The sequence below is a fragment of the Phytobacter massiliensis JC163 genome (genome assembly GCF_000321045.1).
Lineage (GTDB): Bacteria > Pseudomonadota > Gammaproteobacteria > Enterobacterales > Enterobacteriaceae > Phytobacter_A > Phytobacter_A massiliensis.
In genome coordinates, this window is the sequence record NZ_HE578947.1 from 534,690 (window position 1) to 551,930 (window position 17,241).

General features: G+C 56.1%; 11 protein-coding genes and 2 pseudogenes. 12 read left to right on the top strand and 1 reads right to left on the bottom strand.

What is annotated here, in order from left to right:
• The 7 genes from ENTHG_RS16560 to ENTHG_RS16590 all read left to right on the top strand — a co-directional run.
• Positions 1 to 597, top strand: a 597-nt coding sequence (locus ENTHG_RS16560) for an aldolase/citrate lyase family protein (RefSeq protein ID WP_044182053.1), incomplete at its 5' end; no start/stop codon positions are given.
• 10 nt (positions 598 to 607) lie between these two features.
• Positions 608 to 2,143, top strand: a complete 1,536-nt coding sequence (citF, locus tag ENTHG_RS16565; protein WP_044182056.1) for a citrate lyase subunit alpha — start codon at positions 608 to 610, stop codon at positions 2,141 to 2,143.
• Positions 2,144 to 2,165: 22 nt separating this feature from the next.
• Complete coding sequence (gene citG, locus ENTHG_RS16570) at positions 2,166 to 3,074, top strand: triphosphoribosyl-dephospho-CoA synthase CitG (protein ID WP_044182059.1); 909 nt, start codon at positions 2,166 to 2,168, stop codon at positions 3,072 to 3,074.
• A 261-nt stretch (positions 3,075 to 3,335) separates the two neighbouring features.
• On the top strand, positions 3,336 to 4,157 hold the full coding sequence (gene dapB / locus ENTHG_RS16575) for a 4-hydroxy-tetrahydrodipicolinate reductase (protein WP_044182062.1): 822 nt from the start codon (positions 3,336 to 3,338) through the stop codon (positions 4,155 to 4,157).
• A 456-nt stretch (positions 4,158 to 4,613) separates the two neighbouring features.
• Positions 4,614 to 5,762: a glutamine-hydrolyzing carbamoyl-phosphate synthase small subunit gene (carA, locus tag ENTHG_RS16580; RefSeq protein ID WP_044182066.1), complete on the top strand. Its 1,149-nt coding sequence runs from the start codon at positions 4,614 to 4,616 to the stop codon at positions 5,760 to 5,762.
• A gap of 17 nt (positions 5,763 to 5,779) precedes the next feature.
• A complete protein-coding gene (gene carB, locus ENTHG_RS16585) occupies positions 5,780 to 9,004 on the top strand; it encodes a carbamoyl-phosphate synthase large subunit (RefSeq protein ID WP_044182069.1) in 3,225 nt (1,074 codons plus the stop codon).
• A 140-nt stretch (positions 9,005 to 9,144) separates the two neighbouring features.
• Entirely contained in the window at positions 9,145 to 9,378 is a 234-nt protein-coding gene (locus ENTHG_RS16590) for a YgdI/YgdR family lipoprotein (protein WP_044182072.1), read from the top strand.
• A gap of 2 nt (positions 9,379 to 9,380) precedes the next feature.
• On the opposite strand, the gene ENTHG_RS16595 is transcribed toward ENTHG_RS16590, so the two are convergent.
• On the bottom strand, positions 9,381 to 10,388 hold the full coding sequence (locus tag ENTHG_RS16595) for a hypothetical protein (RefSeq protein ID WP_044182074.1): 1,008 nt from the start codon (positions 10,386 to 10,388) through the stop codon (positions 9,381 to 9,383).
• A gap of 651 nt (positions 10,389 to 11,039) precedes the next feature.
• Between ENTHG_RS16595 and ecpA the strand changes: the two genes are divergently transcribed.
• The 5 genes and pseudogenes from ecpA to ENTHG_RS16620 all read left to right on the top strand — a co-directional run bounded on the left by ecpA (position 11,040) and on the right by ENTHG_RS16620 (position 17,199).
• Positions 11,040 to 11,624, top strand: a complete 585-nt coding sequence (gene ecpA, locus ENTHG_RS16600; protein ID WP_044182077.1) for a common pilus major fimbrillin subunit EcpA — start codon at positions 11,040 to 11,042, stop codon at positions 11,622 to 11,624.
• A gap of 61 nt (positions 11,625 to 11,685) precedes the next feature.
• Positions 11,686 to 12,354, top strand: a complete 669-nt coding sequence (locus ENTHG_RS16605; protein ID WP_044182547.1) for an EcpB family pilus assembly chaperone — start codon at positions 11,686 to 11,688, stop codon at positions 12,352 to 12,354.
• A gap of 76 nt (positions 12,355 to 12,430) precedes the next feature.
• Positions 12,431 to 14,909 (top strand): annotated as a pseudogene (locus ENTHG_RS16610) (TcfC E-set like domain-containing protein).
• Positions 14,899 to 16,532 (top strand): annotated as a pseudogene (gene ecpD / locus ENTHG_RS16615) (fimbrial adhesin EcpD). The pseudogenes ENTHG_RS16610 and ecpD overlap by 11 nt, the downstream one beginning before the upstream one ends.
• Positions 16,501 to 17,199: a fimbrial biogenesis chaperone gene (locus ENTHG_RS16620; protein WP_044182080.1), complete on the top strand. Its 699-nt coding sequence runs from the start codon at positions 16,501 to 16,503 to the stop codon at positions 17,197 to 17,199. The pseudogene ecpD and the gene ENTHG_RS16620 overlap by 32 nt, the downstream one beginning before the upstream one ends.
• Positions 17,200 to 17,241 lie beyond the last annotated feature (42 nt).

Genomic DNA, 17,241 nt, shown 5'->3' on the forward strand with positions numbered 1-17,241 from the left:
CTGCCGAAAACCGATAGTAAAGACGATATTCATGAGCTGGAAGCGCACGTCGAGCGTATCGAGCGCGAGTGCGGCCGCGAAGTCGGCAGCACCCGATTAATGGCGGCGATTGAGTCGGCGCTGGGGGTGGTGAACGCGGTAGAAATCGCCCGCGCCAGCCCGCGTCTGTCCGCCATCGCGCTGGCGGCCTTCGACTACGTGATGGATATGGGCACCTGCCGCGGCGACGGCACCGAGCTGTTTTACGCCCGCTGCGCGGTACTGCACGCGGCCCGCGTTGCCGGTATTGCCGCCTATGACGTGGTGTGGTCGGACATTAACAATGAAGAGGGTTTCCTTGCGGAGGCGAATCTGGCGAAAAACCTTGGCTTTAACGGCAAATCGCTGGTCAACCCGCGGCAGATCGAACTGCTGCATCAGGTCTATGCGCCAACGCTGAAAGAAGTGGAGCATGCGCGGGAAGTGATTGCGGCGGCGGAAGAGGCCGAAGAGCGCGGTTTAGGCGTGGTATCGCTGAACGGCAAGATGATAGATGGACCGATTATCGATCATGCGCGCAAGGTTGTCGCGCTGTCGGCGTCCGGCATTCGTGATTAAGGAGGAAATAATGAAAGAGACCGTGACCATGCTTAATCAGAGCTATGTGATGCCGGAAGGCCTGGAGCCCTATGCGGGCGTAACGGCGAAAAGCCCGTGGCTGGCCAGTGAAAGCGAAAAGCGCCAGCGTAAAATTTGCGCCTCGCTGGAAGAGGCGATTCGCCGCTCCGGCCTGCAAAACGGCATGACCATCTCCTTCCACCACGCGTTTCGCGGCGGTGACAAAGTGGTCAATATGGTGGTGGCGAAGCTGGCGGAAATGGGCTTTCGTGACCTGACCCTGGCCTCCAGCTCGCTGATCGACGCCCACTGGCCGCTGATCGAGCACATCAAAAACGGCGTGATCCGCCAGATTTACACCTCCGGCCTGCGCGGCAAGCTGGGAGAGGCGATCTCCGCCGGGCTGATGGAAAACCCGGTACAGATCCACTCTCACGCCGGCCGGGCGCATCTGGTACAGACCGGCGAGCTAAATATTGATGTCGCGTTCCTTGGCGTACCGTGCTGCGATGAGTATGGCAACGCCAACGGCTTTAGCGGTAAATCCCGCTGCGGCTCGCTGGGCTACGCCAAAGTGGACGCCGATGCCGCCCGGTGCGTGGTGCTGCTGACCGAAGAGTGGGTGGACTACCTGAACTACCCCGCCAGCATTGCTCAGGATCAGGTGGATCTGATCGTGCAGGTTGACGAGGTGGGCGATCCGGAAAAAATCACCGCCGGGGCTATCCGTTTGACCAGCAACCCGCGCGAATTACTGATCGCCCGCCAGGCGGCGAAAGTGATCGAGCACTCCGGCTACTTTAAGGACGGCTTCTCTTTACAGACCGGCACCGGTGGCGCATCGCTGGCGGTAACCCGCTTTCTGGAAGATAAGATGCGCCGTAACAACATTACCGCCAGTTTTGGGCTGGGCGGGATTACCGGCACGATGGTCGATCTGCATGAAAAGGGGCTGATCAAAGCGCTGCTGGATACCCAGTCTTTCGACGGCGATGCCGCGCGTTCGCTGGCGAATAACCCTCATCATATTGAAATTTCCGCTAACCAGTACGCCAACCCAACCTCGAAAGGGATCGCCTGCGAGCGCCTGAACGTGGTGATGCTGAGCGCGCTGGAGATTGATACCGATTTTAACGTCAACGTGATGACCGGCTCCAACGGCGTGCTGCGTGGGGCCTCTGGCGGCCACAGCGATACGGCGGCGGGCGCGGACCTGACTATCATCACCGCGCCGCTGGTGCGCGGGCGCATTCCGTGCGTGGTGGAAAAGGTGCTTACCCGTGTGACGCCGGGGGCCAGCGTTGACGTGCTGGTGACCGACCACGGCATTGCCGTTAACCCGGCGCGTCAGGATCTGATTGATAACCTGCGCGATGCGGGCGTTCCGCTGATGACCATCGAGGCGCTGCAGCAACGGGCGGAGCTGTTAACCGGCAAGCCGCAGCCGATCGAATTTACCGACCGCGTGGTAGCGGTTGTCCGCTATCGCGATGGCTCGGTGATTGACGTTATCCGCCAGGTGAAAGCCGACAGCGCCAGCGTATAACCCTGCCCGGAGGAGAGAGGCAATGAGCGAAATAGTCGTGAACCAGCGGCGGGCGGACAGCGGTCTGACGGTGCGGGCAGAAGATATTGTGTCGCGCGTCGAGCGCGCTCTGCTGACGGAGGTACGCCTGACGCCCAAGCCAGGGCTGGTAGATATCCGTAATACGGGCGCGCATCACGATATGGATCTGGCGACCTTTGAGTGCAGTACCGCCGTGGTCGCCCCGTGGATGGAACCGTTTTTTACCATGGGTTTCGATACCGTTAACATCGCCCCCGAGCAGGTGCTGACGATGTTAAGGCCGGTGGGGATGGCCTGCGAAACAGAAATGCTGCAGGCGACCGGCGGTGTGAACACCCATCGCGGCGCGATTTTCGCTTTTGGCCTGCTCGCGGCGGCGGCGGGGCGTCTGACGGCCAGAAATGAGCCGATTGAGCAGCACCGGCTTTGCGAGGAGGTGGCCAGGTTTTGCCGGGGGATGGTGGCGAATGAGCTGTCGGATGCCGGTGTCGGGAAGATGACCCGAGGCGAGGCGCATTTTTTGCGTTACGGCCTGTCAGGGGCAAGGGGGGAAGCGGAGAGCGGCTTTCGTACCGTACGCACCCAGGCGCTACCGGTCTTTAACCGCGTGATGGCGGAGACGGGGGACATCAATCTGGCCTTATTGCAGACGCTGCTACATCTGATGGCGTGGAATGATGACACCAATCTGGTCGCCAGAGGCGGCCTGGAGGGGCTCAACTTCGTTCAGCAACAGGCGCAAAAGCTGCTGTGGCAGGGCGGCGTGCTGGTGAAGGGCGGTCTTGAAGCGCTGCGCCAGCTGGATGATGAGATGATTGCCCGTCGTCTCAGCCCCGGCGGCAGCGCCGATCTGCTGGCGGTCACCTGGTTTTTGCATGATTTTCCTCCTGGCGCGATTTTTTTGCATTAACTCACCTTCCCGGATGCGCTGCGCTTATCCGGGCTACGGTTCTTTCGGATGCGCTGCGTTTATCCGGGCTACGATTCTCCCGGGTAAGCGTAAGCGCACCCGGGATTCCTCGCTTTTTTCCGCCAAAAATATAGTTTTTACTGATAACCCCAGACGTTTGACATAAATTTCTAATTATCGGCGTTTTTGGGTAGCGGCCCGGATTCGGGCTGGTTAATCTGGAAGCGATTGTCAGCACTTTATTAACAAAAGAGTACAACTATGCATGATGCACAAATCCGCGTAGCCATCGCGGGCGCTGGTGGCCGTATGGGACGCCAGCTGATTCAGGCTTCCCTTGCAATGGATGGCGTTCAGCCTGGTGCGGCGCTGGAGCGCGAAGGCTCATCGCTGGTGGGCAGCGACGCGGGTGAGCTGGCGGGAGCAGGAAAAATCGGCGTGATCGTCACCGACGATCTGCAGGCGGCGAAAGACGATTTTGACGTGCTGATCGATTTTACCCGTCCGGAGGGCACCCTTAACCATCTGGCTTTTTGCCGTCAGCATGGTAAGGCCATGGTGATTGGCACAACCGGTTTCGACGAGGCGGGAAAGCAGGCGATCCGCGAGGCTTCACAAGAGATTGCTATCGTCTTTGCCGCCAACTTTAGCGTTGGGGTCAACGTCATGCTCAAGCTGCTGGAAAAGGCGGCCAAAGTGATGGGCGACTATACCGATATCGAAATTATCGAGGCGCATCACCGTCATAAAGTGGATGCGCCATCGGGCACCGCGCTGGCAATGGGGGAGGCTATCGCTGGCGCGCTGGATAAAGATCTTAAAACCTGCGCGGTCTACGCCCGGGAAGGCCACACCGGCGAACGCGAGCCGGGCACTATCGGTTTTGCTACCGTTCGCGCCGGAGATATCATCGGCGAACACACGGCAATGTTCGCCGATATTGGCGAGCGCGTGGAGATTTCTCATAAAGCCTCCAGCCGCATGACTTTCGCTAACGGCGCAGTTCGTTCCGCTTTATGGCTGAAAGAGAAACAATCGGGTCTTTTTGATATGCGAGATGTGCTGGATCTCAACAATTTATAGCTTTTATTACCAGTCGTGATGTGGTTATTGCAATTATAAGTGTTTGATTGCAAGGGGAGATAATTTATCTCCCCTTAATTTTATCTTTTATATGACGATTTGTATCTTAGATGGCTATTTTTTCTTGTTTTATTAGCCATTTTTTCCCGATTTGACCTAAATACCTCTCTGTTTCTCTTTCATGCACCGCTCTGACCGGAAAATTAAATCTCAGCGGTTACGCAAACGTTTTTCTGGCGGTAAAAATGACCTTTTTTGCCCATCTTAGCCGTGTTGTAAGCCTACCCCGTGAAAAAACAGGTGAAAAAATCATGCCGGGCGTTGACTTTTTAGCGCGATGTACTCAGAATGCCGCCGTTTGCCAAAAATTCGCGGCTACGCAAATTTGCATTGATTTATGGCCTGTATATGAATTAATATGCAAATAAAGTGAGTGAATATTCTCTGGAGGGTGTTTTGATTAAGTCAGCGCTATTGGTTCTGGAAGACGGAACCCAGTTTCACGGTCGGGCCATAGGGGCAACGGGTTCGGCGGTTGGGGAAGTCGTTTTCAATACTTCAATGACCGGTTACCAAGAAATCCTCACTGATCCTTCCTACTCCCGCCAAATCGTTACTCTTACTTATCCCCATATCGGCAATGTCGGCAGCAATGAAGCCGATGAAGAATCTTCCCAGGTCCATGCGCAAGGCCTTGTCATCCGTGACCTGCCGCTGATCGCCAGCAACTACCGCAACACCGAAGACCTCTCTTCTTACCTGAAACGCCATAACATCGTGGCGATTGCCGATATCGATACCCGTAAGCTGACGCGTCTGCTGCGTGAGAAAGGCGCGCAGAATGGCTGCATCATTGCGGGTGATAATGTGGATGCGCAACTGGCGCTGGAAAAAGCGAAAGCGTTTCCTGGCCTCAACGGTATGGATCTGGCGAAAGAAGTGACGACCACTGAGTCCTACAGCTGGACGCAGGGAAGCTGGACCTTAAAAGGCGATCTCCCGCAGGCAAAAGCGGAAAGCGAACTGCCGTTCCACGTAGTGGCTTACGACTACGGCGCGAAACGCAATATTCTGCGTATGCTGGTGGACCGCGGCTGCCGCCTGACGGTGGTTCCGGCGAAAACCCCTGCCGAAGAGGTGCTCAACATGAACCCGGACGGCATTTTCCTCTCCAACGGCCCCGGCGACCCGGCACCGTGTGATTATGCCATCGAGGCGATTCAGAAATTCCTGCAAACCGACATTCCGGTGTTCGGCATCTGCCTCGGCCATCAGCTGCTGGCGCTGGCGAGCGGCGCGAAAACCGTCAAGATGAAATTCGGCCACCACGGCGGCAACCATCCGGTAAAAGATATCGACAACAATACCGTCATGATCACCGCCCAGAACCACGGCTTTGCGGTAGATGAAGCGTCCATGCCTGCGACCCTTCGCGTGACTCATAAGTCGCTGTTCGACGGCACCTTGCAGGGTATTCATCGCACCGACAAACCGGCGTTCAGCTTCCAGGGGCACCCGGAGGCGAGCCCCGGCCCGCACGACGCCGCACCCCTGTTCGACCACTTTATCGAGCTTATTGAGCACTATCGTACTAACGCTAAGTAATCAGGAGTATTAAAACCATGCCAAAACGTACAGATATAAAAAGCATCCTGATTCTGGGCGCTGGCCCGATTGTTATCGGCCAGGCGTGCGAATTTGACTACTCCGGCGCGCAGGCGTGTAAAGCGCTGCGCGAAGAGGGTTATCGCGTCATTCTGGTGAACTCGAACCCGGCGACCATCATGACCGACCCGGAAATGGCCGATGCCACCTACATCGAGCCGATTCACTGGGAAGTGGTGCGCAAAATCATTGAAAAAGAGCGCCCGGATGCGGTGCTGCCGACCATGGGCGGCCAGACGGCGCTCAACTGCGCGCTGGAACTGGAGCGCCAGGGCGTGCTTGAAGAGTTCGGCGTGACTATGATCGGCGCGACGGCAGATGCCATTGACAAAGCCGAAGACCGTCGCCGTTTTGACATCGCGATGAAGAAAATCGGTCTGGAAACCGCCCGTTCCGGCATCGCCCACACGATGGAAGAGGCGCTGGCTGTCGCCGCGGATGTCGGCTACCCGTGCATTATTCGCCCCTCCTTTACTATGGGCGGCACCGGCGGCGGTATCGCTTACAACCGCGAAGAGTTTGAAGAGATTTGTACTCGTGGTCTCGACCTGTCGCCGACCAATGAACTGCTGATTGATGAATCGTTAATCGGCTGGAAAGAGTACGAGATGGAAGTGGTGCGCGATAAAAACGATAATTGCATCATCGTCTGCTCCATCGAAAACTTCGACGCCATGGGCATCCACACCGGCGACTCCATCACCGTGGCACCCGCCCAGACGCTGACCGACAAAGAGTACCAGATCATGCGTAACGCCTCGATGGCGGTACTGCGTGAAATCGGCGTCGAAACCGGCGGCTCTAACGTCCAGTTTGCGGTGAACCCAAAAAACGGCCGCCTGATTGTTATCGAAATGAACCCGCGCGTCTCCCGCTCCTCGGCGCTGGCGTCAAAAGCCACCGGCTTCCCGATCGCCAAAGTGGCGGCGAAGCTGGCGGTGGGTTACACCCTTGATGAGCTGATGAACGACATCACCGGCGGCCGTACCCCGGCCTCGTTTGAGCCGTCTATCGACTACGTGGTCACTAAAATCCCGCGCTTTAACTTCGAGAAGTTCGCCGGGGCTAACGACCGCCTGACTACCCAGATGAAATCCGTCGGCGAAGTGATGGCGATTGGCCGCACCCAGCAGGAATCGATGCAGAAAGCGCTGCGCGGCCTGGAAGTGGGCGCCACCGGTTTCGACCCGAAAGTCAGCCTCGACGATCCGGAAGCGCTGACCAAAATTCGCCGCGAGCTGAAAGACGCGGGCGCGGATCGTATCTGGTACATCGCCGACGCGTTCCGTGCCGGTCTCTCCGTCGACGGCGTCTTCAACCTGACCAACATCGACCGCTGGTTCCTGGTACAGATTGAAGAGCTGGTGCGTCTGGAAGAGAAGGTGGCTGAGCTTGGCATCAATGGCCTCGACGCTGATTTCCTGCGCCTGCTTAAGCGTAAAGGCTTTGCCGATGCGCGCCTGGCGAAGCTCGCCGGCGTGCGCGAAGCGGAAATCCGCAAGCTGCGTGACCAATACAATTTGCACCCGGTCTACAAACGCGTGGACACCTGCGCGGCGGAATTCGCTACCGACACCGCCTACATGTACTCCACCTATGACGACGAGTGCGAAGCGAACCCGAACCAGGATCGCGACAAAATCATGGTGCTGGGCGGCGGTCCGAACCGTATCGGCCAGGGCATCGAATTCGACTATTGCTGCGTACACGCCTCGCTGGCGCTGCGCGAAGACGGTTACGAGACCATTATGGTCAACTGTAACCCCGAAACGGTTTCCACCGACTATGACACCTCCGACCGTCTCTACTTCGAACCGGTAACGCTGGAAGATGTGCTGGAAATTGTGCGCATCGAAAAACCGAAAGGCGTAATCGTCCAGTACGGCGGCCAGACGCCGCTGAAGCTGGCACGGGAACTTGAAGCGGCAGGCGTGCCGGTTATCGGCACCAGCCCGGATGCGATTGACCGCGCGGAAGACCGCGAGCGTTTCCAGCAGGCGGTGGATCGCCTGAAACTGAAACAGCCCGCTAACGCCACGGTAACGGCGCTGGAGCAGGCCGTGGAAAAAGCCAAAGAGATTGGTTACCCGCTGGTGGTGCGCCCCTCCTACGTTCTGGGCGGCCGGGCGATGGAAATCGTCTATGACGAAGCGGATTTGCGTCGCTACTTCCAGACGGCGGTCAGCGTCTCTAACGACGCCCCGGTGCTGCTGGACCGCTTCCTTGACGACGCGGTAGAGGTGGACGTGGATGCTATCTGCGACGGCGAGATGGTGCTGATTGGCGGCATTATGGAGCATATCGAACAGGCGGGCGTTCACTCCGGCGACTCCGCCTGCTCGCTGCCCGCTTATACCCTGAGTCAGGAAATCCAGGACGTGATGCGCCAGCAGGTGCAGAAGCTGGCCTTTGAACTGCAGGTGCGCGGCCTGATGAACGTCCAGTTTGCGGTGAAAGACAACGAAGTCTACCTGATTGAAGTGAACCCGCGCGCGGCCCGTACCGTGCCGTTCGTCTCTAAAGCCACCGGCGTGCCGCTGGCGAAAGTGGCGGCGCGCGTGATGGCGGGTAAAACCCTTGCGCAGCAGGGCGTTACTAAAGAGATTATCCCGCCATACTACTCGGTGAAAGAGGTGGTGCTGCCGTTCAACAAGTTCCCAGGCGTCGACCCGCTGCTCGGGCCGGAAATGCGTTCAACCGGGGAAGTGATGGGCGTAGGCCGCACTTTCGCCGAGGCGTTCGCCAAAGCGCAGCTTGGCAGCAACTCGACGATGAAGAAACAGGGGCGCGCGCTGCTCTCCGTGCGTGAAGGCGACAAAGAGCGCGTAGTGGACCTGGCGGCGAAGCTGCTTAAGTTCGGCTTTGAGCTTGACGCCACTCACGGCACGGCCATCGTGCTGGGCGAGGCGGGCATCAATCCGCGGCTGGTGAACAAAGTGCATGAAGGCCGTCCGCACATTCAGGACCGTATCAAGAATGGCGAATACACCTACATCATCAACACCACCGCAGGCCGTCAGGCGATTGAGGACTCCAAGCTGATTCGCCGCAGCGCGCTGCAGTATAAAGTTCACTATGACACGACCCTGAACGGCGGCTTCGCCACCGCGATGGCGTTAAACGCCGATGCCACCGAGAAGGTGACGTCGGTGCAGGAAATGCACGCGCAGATTAAGCCGTAATCAGCGCACCGCCCGGCAGTTTTTGCTGCCGGGCAGCCTCTCTATCCTTCAGAACCGTCTGGTATTGCCCCCGCTTCCAGTGAAAGTGCCTAAACTAATGAGTGTTAATGACATTCATCTGAAAAGCACGGGAGAACACCATGCGCTCGAAAATTCTGTTAAGTTCACTTTTTGCCGCCGCGACGCTGATGACCGTGGCCGGTTGTTCCTCTAATCAGGCGGTGAGAACCACCGACGGCAAGACCATTGTGACCGACGGCAAGCCGGAAGTGGACAGCGATACCGGCCTGGTCTCCTATAAAAACGCGCAGACCGGCAAAACCGAGCAAATTAACCAGAACCAGGTTAAGGATATGAGCGAGCTGGATAACTAAGCTCAATCGTTATCGGGCCGCCACTGCGGATTCAGCTCCAGCTTCATGGCCCGATAGCGCCACGCCTGGTGGATTTTATTCATCATTTCCGGCGAATTTTTGCCGATCATGTTCTCGCACTTATCATGTAACAGCCCCCCAAAATCGTAATTTTTCAGCGCTGTCGCACCGGAGCCTGGACTTCTTCTGGTAGTATTTTCCAGCTCACCAGCCGAAATTGTCAGCCTGCTATCTTTAAGTACGAAATAATCTTTTACCGGGCGTTCACGCTCCTTGAGATTTTGCAGGAAGCTATCTTTGAATAGTGTCTTATGCGGATAGCTGATAGCGAAAAAGTTACCCAGGAAACTCATGCGCTCGCGGCGGGCATTTTTGTTTTGCAGTTCTTTTTCCAGCTCTTGTGGGTTATATCGCGCCTGGATGTCCGCTGGAATATCCTGCCGGGTTAGCGGCTTGCTGATATCAAGATCAAGAATCGGCGGCAGCGGCGTTTTCAGCGGAACATCAATGCCACAGTAGACCGGCTGTTCCCCTGTATCAAAGGCGGCATAAATGCTGGAGGCTTTGGATTGCAGCTGATAGACAATCACCCGCGCTCTGCTCCAGTCCAGCTGCGTCTGGCTAGGGGCTGAGGGCAGGCTCTGTACAAAAGTCAGCTCCTGAATCCACCCGGCCACCTCTTTTTGTTCGCTCTCATTTTCCGCAACGCTCCATTCAACGGTCATATCGCTGAGGGTTAACGCATCGCGATGATGCTCAACGTTTTGCACCATGCCCTTGATCGCGTCATAGGTCAGGTTCTTCTGGTTGATGGCAATGGTGAATTTTTGCTCATCAAGCTTTGAGACGTTAACGTCCTGCGCGGCAATATTTGGGTTGGCTTCCAGGAAGCGTTCTTTCACCCAGGCCTGGGACCAGTCTTTGTCATCTCCCTGCCAGCGCCCGGAGATGGCGGCTTCTTTACAGCCGCACAATAAAATGAAAGGCAGCAGGACCAGATATTTTTTCATAAAACTCCCTTTTTATGTGTAAGCCAGTCGGGTGCGGATTTTTATCGTCCCGGCAGATAAATCCTTTATGTTTGCAGGGATAAAATACCTTACCGGCTGCTATTAATAAAGCTCCGCTCATTCAAAGGGGGGATAGCCGCCAGGCGTTGGTAAACATTCGCTATGGATGATGATATGGATGAATGCATTCGTGGCGTAACTGATTCGTGGGGATGTTCGCCGTTTACTCTTATACGTCTTATTTAAGAATTGTTATCAACAGGCGGGGCAGCGGCCTTCCTGCGCGGCTACTGCATTTTATTTAAAAAGTAATAAGGCCATTTCAGATGAAAAACATACCTTTTAACATCACTTTTATTAAACTGATTCTCGACAGCGTGCTATTGCAGTATAGGTTGTTCGCATTCTTAATTTATAAAAGCAGAATATTTTTGGCGGCTTAATATACTTGCCAGTGGTCAATCTATTTGTCGTTAAATAGATTACTGGAATGATATTTATACCAAATCAATAAATACCCTCTGCAATAAAAGGGTGCGGTCAGCGTCACCCTGATGTTTATAAATTAATTATATGAAGCTTATACGAATCAGTTTGATAAGTGATATCCCGGGACGCGGTGTCCCTCATTAAAATAAGGATGTAAAAGTGATGAATAAAAAGGTTATTGCAACTGCTCTGGTCATGATGTTTAGCGGCGTAGGCGTAGCCCAGGCTGATGTCACGGCGCAGGCCGTTGCCACCTGGGCTGCGACAGCAAAAAAAGATACCAGCAGTAAACTGGTTGTCACGCCGCTGGGTAGCCTGGCGTTCCAGTATGCGGAAGGAATTAAAGGTTTCAACACGCAAAAAGGATTGTTTGACGTGGCTATTGCAGGCGATAGCTCCGCTACCGCGTTCAAACTGACCTCGCAACTGATCACCAGCACCCTGACCCAGCTGGATACATCTGGTTCAACACTGGACGTGGGCGTCACTTATAACGGTGTGGCGGTAGATAAAAACGTACCTACCGTAATGATCGACACTGCCGGTGGCGTACTGGGCAACGGCCTCAGCGTGCTCTCTACCCTCTACAACTCCTCCGCCCGCACCACCGCGCAGGACGGTTTTAACTTCTCCATCATCAGCGGCACCAGCGACGGCGTGACGGCCGTGTCCGATTACAGCGCGCTGCCGGAAGGGATCTGGAGCGGCGACGTTAGCGTACGTTTTGACGCCACCTGGACTATCTGATTTTCTTGCCGCACCGGGCAGAGGGGGCTTCCCTCTGCCTGCTTCCCCGGACTGAATGCTTATGAAAAAACACCTTCTGGCCCTCGGCCTGCTGTTGGGCGTGTTGAAGCCTGCTCTGGCGCTGGATGTCGGCGACATTTCTTCCTTTATGTTCAGCGGCAATAGCTCCCTGAGTAAAGAGATTAAAAACACCACCGACAGCGGCCGCCTGATCACTATCCAGCTGGAGCGCATTTCCTCGCCGGTGGAGGGCGGTAAGACGATCCCAATGGAAACCCAGGATGAACTCTTGCTCTCTCCGGCCAGTCTGCTGTTGCCTGCTATGGCCAGTGACATCGTGCAGTTTTTTTACAAAGGCCCGGCTGACGACAAAGAACGGTATTACCGCATCGTCTGGTTTGATCAGGCGTTAAGCGATGCCCGGAGTAACAATGCCGGGCGTAGCGCGGTAGCCACGGCCTCCGCCCGTATCGGCACCATTTTAGTGGTGGCCCCGCGCAAGGTGAATTTCCGCTACCAGTTTGCCGGCGACACGCTGACCAACACCGGGAATGCCACCCTGCATATCATCGCCTACGGCCCCTGTCTGAAAGCTGCCGACGGCAGGCAATGCAAGGAAAATTACTACCTGATGCCGGGGAAATCCCGCCGCTTTACGCGCGTCAATATCGCCGACCCCAAAGGCCGGGTCGCGCTTTGGCAGGGTGAGCAGTTTGTTCCCGTGAAATAGACCTGTGTGCTGATGGATGAGAACTATGCCTTTTCGACGGATCCCTACAGGATTAAACACGCTGCTTGTCTGCGGTATGGTGCTTTCTCTGACCCCGTATAGCCTCAGCCTGGCTGCCGGGCGCGCGCAGCAAATCGGCGGCGTTATCATCCCACACGCCTTTAGCCTGGCGTTGCAGGATGGGATGAGTATTCCACTTTTTATCCATCTTGAAGGCAGTCACGATACCCGGAATGACCAGCGCATCGGCACCGCGTTTATCTGGCTTGATGGCGGCACGCTGCGGGTGCGGCGGATAACCCTTGAAGAAAACGATGACAGCGCCCGCGTCAGCGACGCGACCCGTGAGCAACTGACCCAGCTTGCCGATCGCGCTTTCAATGAGGTGCTGGCGATCCCGCTAACCGGGGCGGCACAGTTGCACCTCAGCCTACGACAGCTCCTGCTGCAGCTGGTGGTGAAACGCGAGGCGCTCGGCACCGTCCTGCGTTCGCGCAGCGAAGATATCGGCCAGTCCAGCGTCAATACGCTCAGTAGTAACCTCGGCTATAACCTGGGGGTTTACAGTAACCAGATGCGCAGCGGCGGCAACAATACCTCCAGTTTTCTGTCACTCAATAGCGTCAGCGCCCTGCGTGAGCACCACATGATGATCGACGGCTCATTGTACGGTATCGGCAGTAGCCATCAGGATAACGAACTCTATAAAGCGATGTATGAACGCGATTTTGCCGGGCATCGCTTTGCTGCCGGTATGCTCGATACCTGGAACCTGCAGTCGCTCGGGCCGATGACCGCCATTTCAGCCGGGAAGATTTATGGCGCTTCGTGGGGTAACCACGCCAGCTCAACGGTATTTGATAACAGCCAGTCGGCGACGCCGGTCGTCGCTTTCTTACCGGCGGCCGGTGAGGTGCATCTGATGCGCGATGGGCGTTTGCTGAGCGTGCAAAACTTTGCGATGGGCAACCATGAAGTGGATACCCGCGGGCTGCCGTACGGTATCTACGACATTGAGGTAGAGATTATTGTCAACGGGCGGATTGTCAGCAGGCACACGCAGCGGGTCAACAAACTGTTTAGCCAGGGGCGAGGCTTCGGCGCGCCGCTCGCCTGGCAGGTATGGGGCGGTCACTTCAATATGGACCGCTGGTCAGAGAGGGGCAAAAAACGGTTTTCAAAGAAGGATAGCTGGCTGGCTGGCTGGCGCGTCGGCATCCGGCTCGCTAGGCCTCTTTAGCTGGGCAGCTACCGGCTACGGCTACGATAAAAACGCCATTGGCGAGACCCGAATTACCCTACCGCTGACCGGCACGTTAAATATCAACCTGCAAAATATGCTGGCCAGCGACCGTTCATGGAGCAACATCAGCAGTATCAGCGCCACGCTGCCCGGCGGTTTCAGTTCGTTATGGGTCAATCAGGAGAAGACCCACATCGGCGACAGGCTGCGACGCAACAGTGTCGACAATCGGGCTATCGGCGGCACGCTGAACCTGAATGCCCTGTGGTCGAAACTGGGCACCTTCAGCATGAGCTATAACGACGATCGTCAGTATCAAAGCCATTATTACACGGTGGATTACTACCAGACCGTGTACAGCGGATCTTTAGCCACCCTGGGTTTGCGCGCCGGTATTCAGCGTTATAACAATGGCTACAGCCGTGCCGATACCGGGAAATATATCGCCCTTGATTTATCAATGCCGCTCGGCAACTGGTTCAGTGCCGGTATGACGCATCAAAACGGCTACGCAATGGCCAACCTTTCCGCGCGCAAACAGTTCAATGAAGGGGCGATTCGCACCGTAGGCGCCAATCTTTCCAGAGCAATTTCCGGCGATACCGGCGATGACAAAACCCTCAGCGGCGGCGCGTATACGCAATTCGAAACGCGCTATGCCAATGGCTCATTGAACGTCAATAGCGGTACTGACGGCTACGTGAATACTAATCTGACCGCCAACGGCAGCGTTGGCTGGCAGGGTAAAAACATCGCCGCCAGCGGGCGCTCAGACGGCAATGCCGGCGTGATCTTCAATACCGGGCTGGAAGATGACGGCAGGCTGAGCGCGAAGGTCAACGGGCGGATTGTACAGCTGAGCGGCAGGCGTAACTATCTGCCGCTCTCGCCCTACAGCCACTATGACGTGGAGTTGCAGAACAGCAAGGACTCTCTCGACAGCTACGACATCGTCAGCGGACGCATAAACCACCTGACGCTCTATCCTGGTAACGTCGCGGTAATTGAACCCGAGGTGAAGCAGATGATCACCGTCTCCGGGCGCATCCGCGCGGAAGACGGCACGCTGCTGACTCATGCGCATATCAATAACCATATTGGCCGTACCCGCACCAATGGGGAAGGGGAGTTTGTCATGGACGTCGATAAAAAGTACCCCACCATCGATTTTAATTATGGCGCGAACAAAACCTGCGAGGTCGCACTCGAACTGAGCCAGGCCCGCGGGGCCGTCTGGGTGGGGGATGTTGTGTGTAAAGGCCTGTCATCCTGGACGGTCGTACAGCAAGCAGGAGCAGAGTATGAAAGCTAAGTGGCTGGCTATTTTAGTGATTGTCATCACCGCACTGTCGTTGTCGCGGGCGTTTGCCGAGGTAACAAAAAAATCTGGAGCGACGCGCAGGCGCGCGAATTTGTGTTTGTAGAAAACAATTCCGATGACAACTTTTTTGTCACGCCCGGTGGCGTGCTGGACCCGCGTATGACGGGGGCCAACCGCTGGACGGGCTTAAAATATAACGGTTCCGGCATCATCTACCAGCAGAGCCTGGGCTATATCGATGATGGCCATAACACGGTACTTCACGCCGGCAGGAAGTTCGATATGTGGCTGGAAAACTCGCCGGTTTCCCACCCGCTGCTGGGATTACGCTGTATCAACTGGTATGTCGGCTGTGATATGGCAACCAGCCTTATTCTGCCGCAAACTACGGACGCCAGTGGTTTTTACGGCGCAACGGTGACCAGCGGCGGACTGAAGTGGATGCACGGCATGATGTCCGATGCCTTCTATCAGTATTTGCAACAGATGCCGGTGGGCAGCAGCTTCTCCATGACCATCAACGCCTGTGAGACATCGGAAGCCTACGATGCGAATAATGGCGGGCGCTGTAAAGATCAGGCTTCCGGGGACTGGTTTGTCGGTAAGGTGACCCACACCAAAGCGGCCAATTTGCGTCTGATTAATACCCATTCGCTCGCCGAAGTATTTATCAATAGCGATGGTATCCCGACCCTCGGGGAGGGCAATACCGATTGTCGCCTACAAACGATTGGCTCTCGCTCAGGGTTAAGCTGCCGGATGGTGAATTACACCCTCCAGACCAATGGGCTAACCAACAGCAGTATTCGTATTTTCCCGGCCATCAACCACCCTGCGCTGGCGTCGGCGGTGGGCATCTACGACCTGCAGTTCAGCCTCGATGGAAACGCGTGGAAAACGAGCAGCGGTACCTACAACTTTAACGATATGAAAAGCGCGAACGCGATTTATGTCTTTTTCTCCAGCAACTTTTTCAGGCAGATGGTGGCGCTGGGAATTGGCGACGCCGATACGCAGAACCTGATTAATTTCCGCTTTCAAAATACGGCTTCGCCGGAGTCTGGCTGGTATGAGTTTTCAACCTCTAACAGCCTGGTCATCAAACCTCGTGATTTCAGCATCAGCATTATTTCGGATGACTATACCTCAGCCCCCACGAAAGAGGGGTATGTCGGCAGCGGTAAACCGGCGCTGGATTTTGGCTATATCGTCACCACCAGCGGTAAGACCGCCGCCGATGAAGTGCTGATTAAGGTGACCGGCCCGTCGCAGATAACAGGCGGACGATCGTACTGCCTGTTTAGCTCGGCGGATGGTACGGCGCAGGTTCCATTCCCGGCTTCGCTCTCTTTTGTTACTGAAAACGGTTCGATCAAGCGTTATGACGCCGGCTGTGATGACAGCTGGCGTGATATGACGGAGGCGCTGTGGCTGACAACGCCGTGGACCGATATTTCCGGTGACGCCGGGCAAATGGATAAAACGACCGTGCACTTCTCCATTGCGATGGACGATCCCATTTCGCGCAAGACGGTGACGGATAACGACTGGTTTGGCGAAGTCAGCGCTTCAGGAGAGATTCATGTCCAGGCGACGTGGCGTAATATTCAGTAAATTAGTACTGGCCAGCCTGTGTATGCTGGCACTCCCGCAGGCGTTAGCGATTTCCGTGGGTAACCTGACCTTTTCGCTTGGCGCGCAGCAGGCGTTCGCTGCCAAAAAAGTTCTGAACAACAATAAGACTGCGCGGCTGTATCGGGTCTCGCTGTCGGCTATCGACCGTCCCGGCGAGCGGGAGACACGCTCCCGCCCGGCTGGGGGCGAGCTGCTGTTTGCCCCGCGTCAGCTGACGCTCCAGGCGGGCGCAAGTGAATACTTCAAGTTTTATTATCACGGCCCCAGGGATAACCGCGAGCGCTATTACCGGGTCTCTTTTCGTGAGATCCCCACCCGTAATCTGCTGATGCGCAGCCCGACAGGGGGGCAGGTGAGTATGGAGCCGGTGGTGGTGATGGATACCATTCTGGTGGTGCGCCCGCGTCAGGTACAGTTTCACTGGGCCTTCGATAAGAAAACCGGCACCGTCAGCAACACCGGTAATACCTGGTTTAAGCTATTGATAAAACCGGGGTGTGAGAGCACAGAAGAAGAGGGTGACGCCTGGTACCTGCGCCCTGGCGATAAGATAACCCAGCCCTCGTTGCGCCAGCCAGGCAACCATTACATCGTCTATGACGATAAATTTATCAGGATGAGTCACGACTGTCAGATGCCGCCATGAGAGGCCGGATCGCTTCGGCTCCCGGCGTGATTATTTACGCAT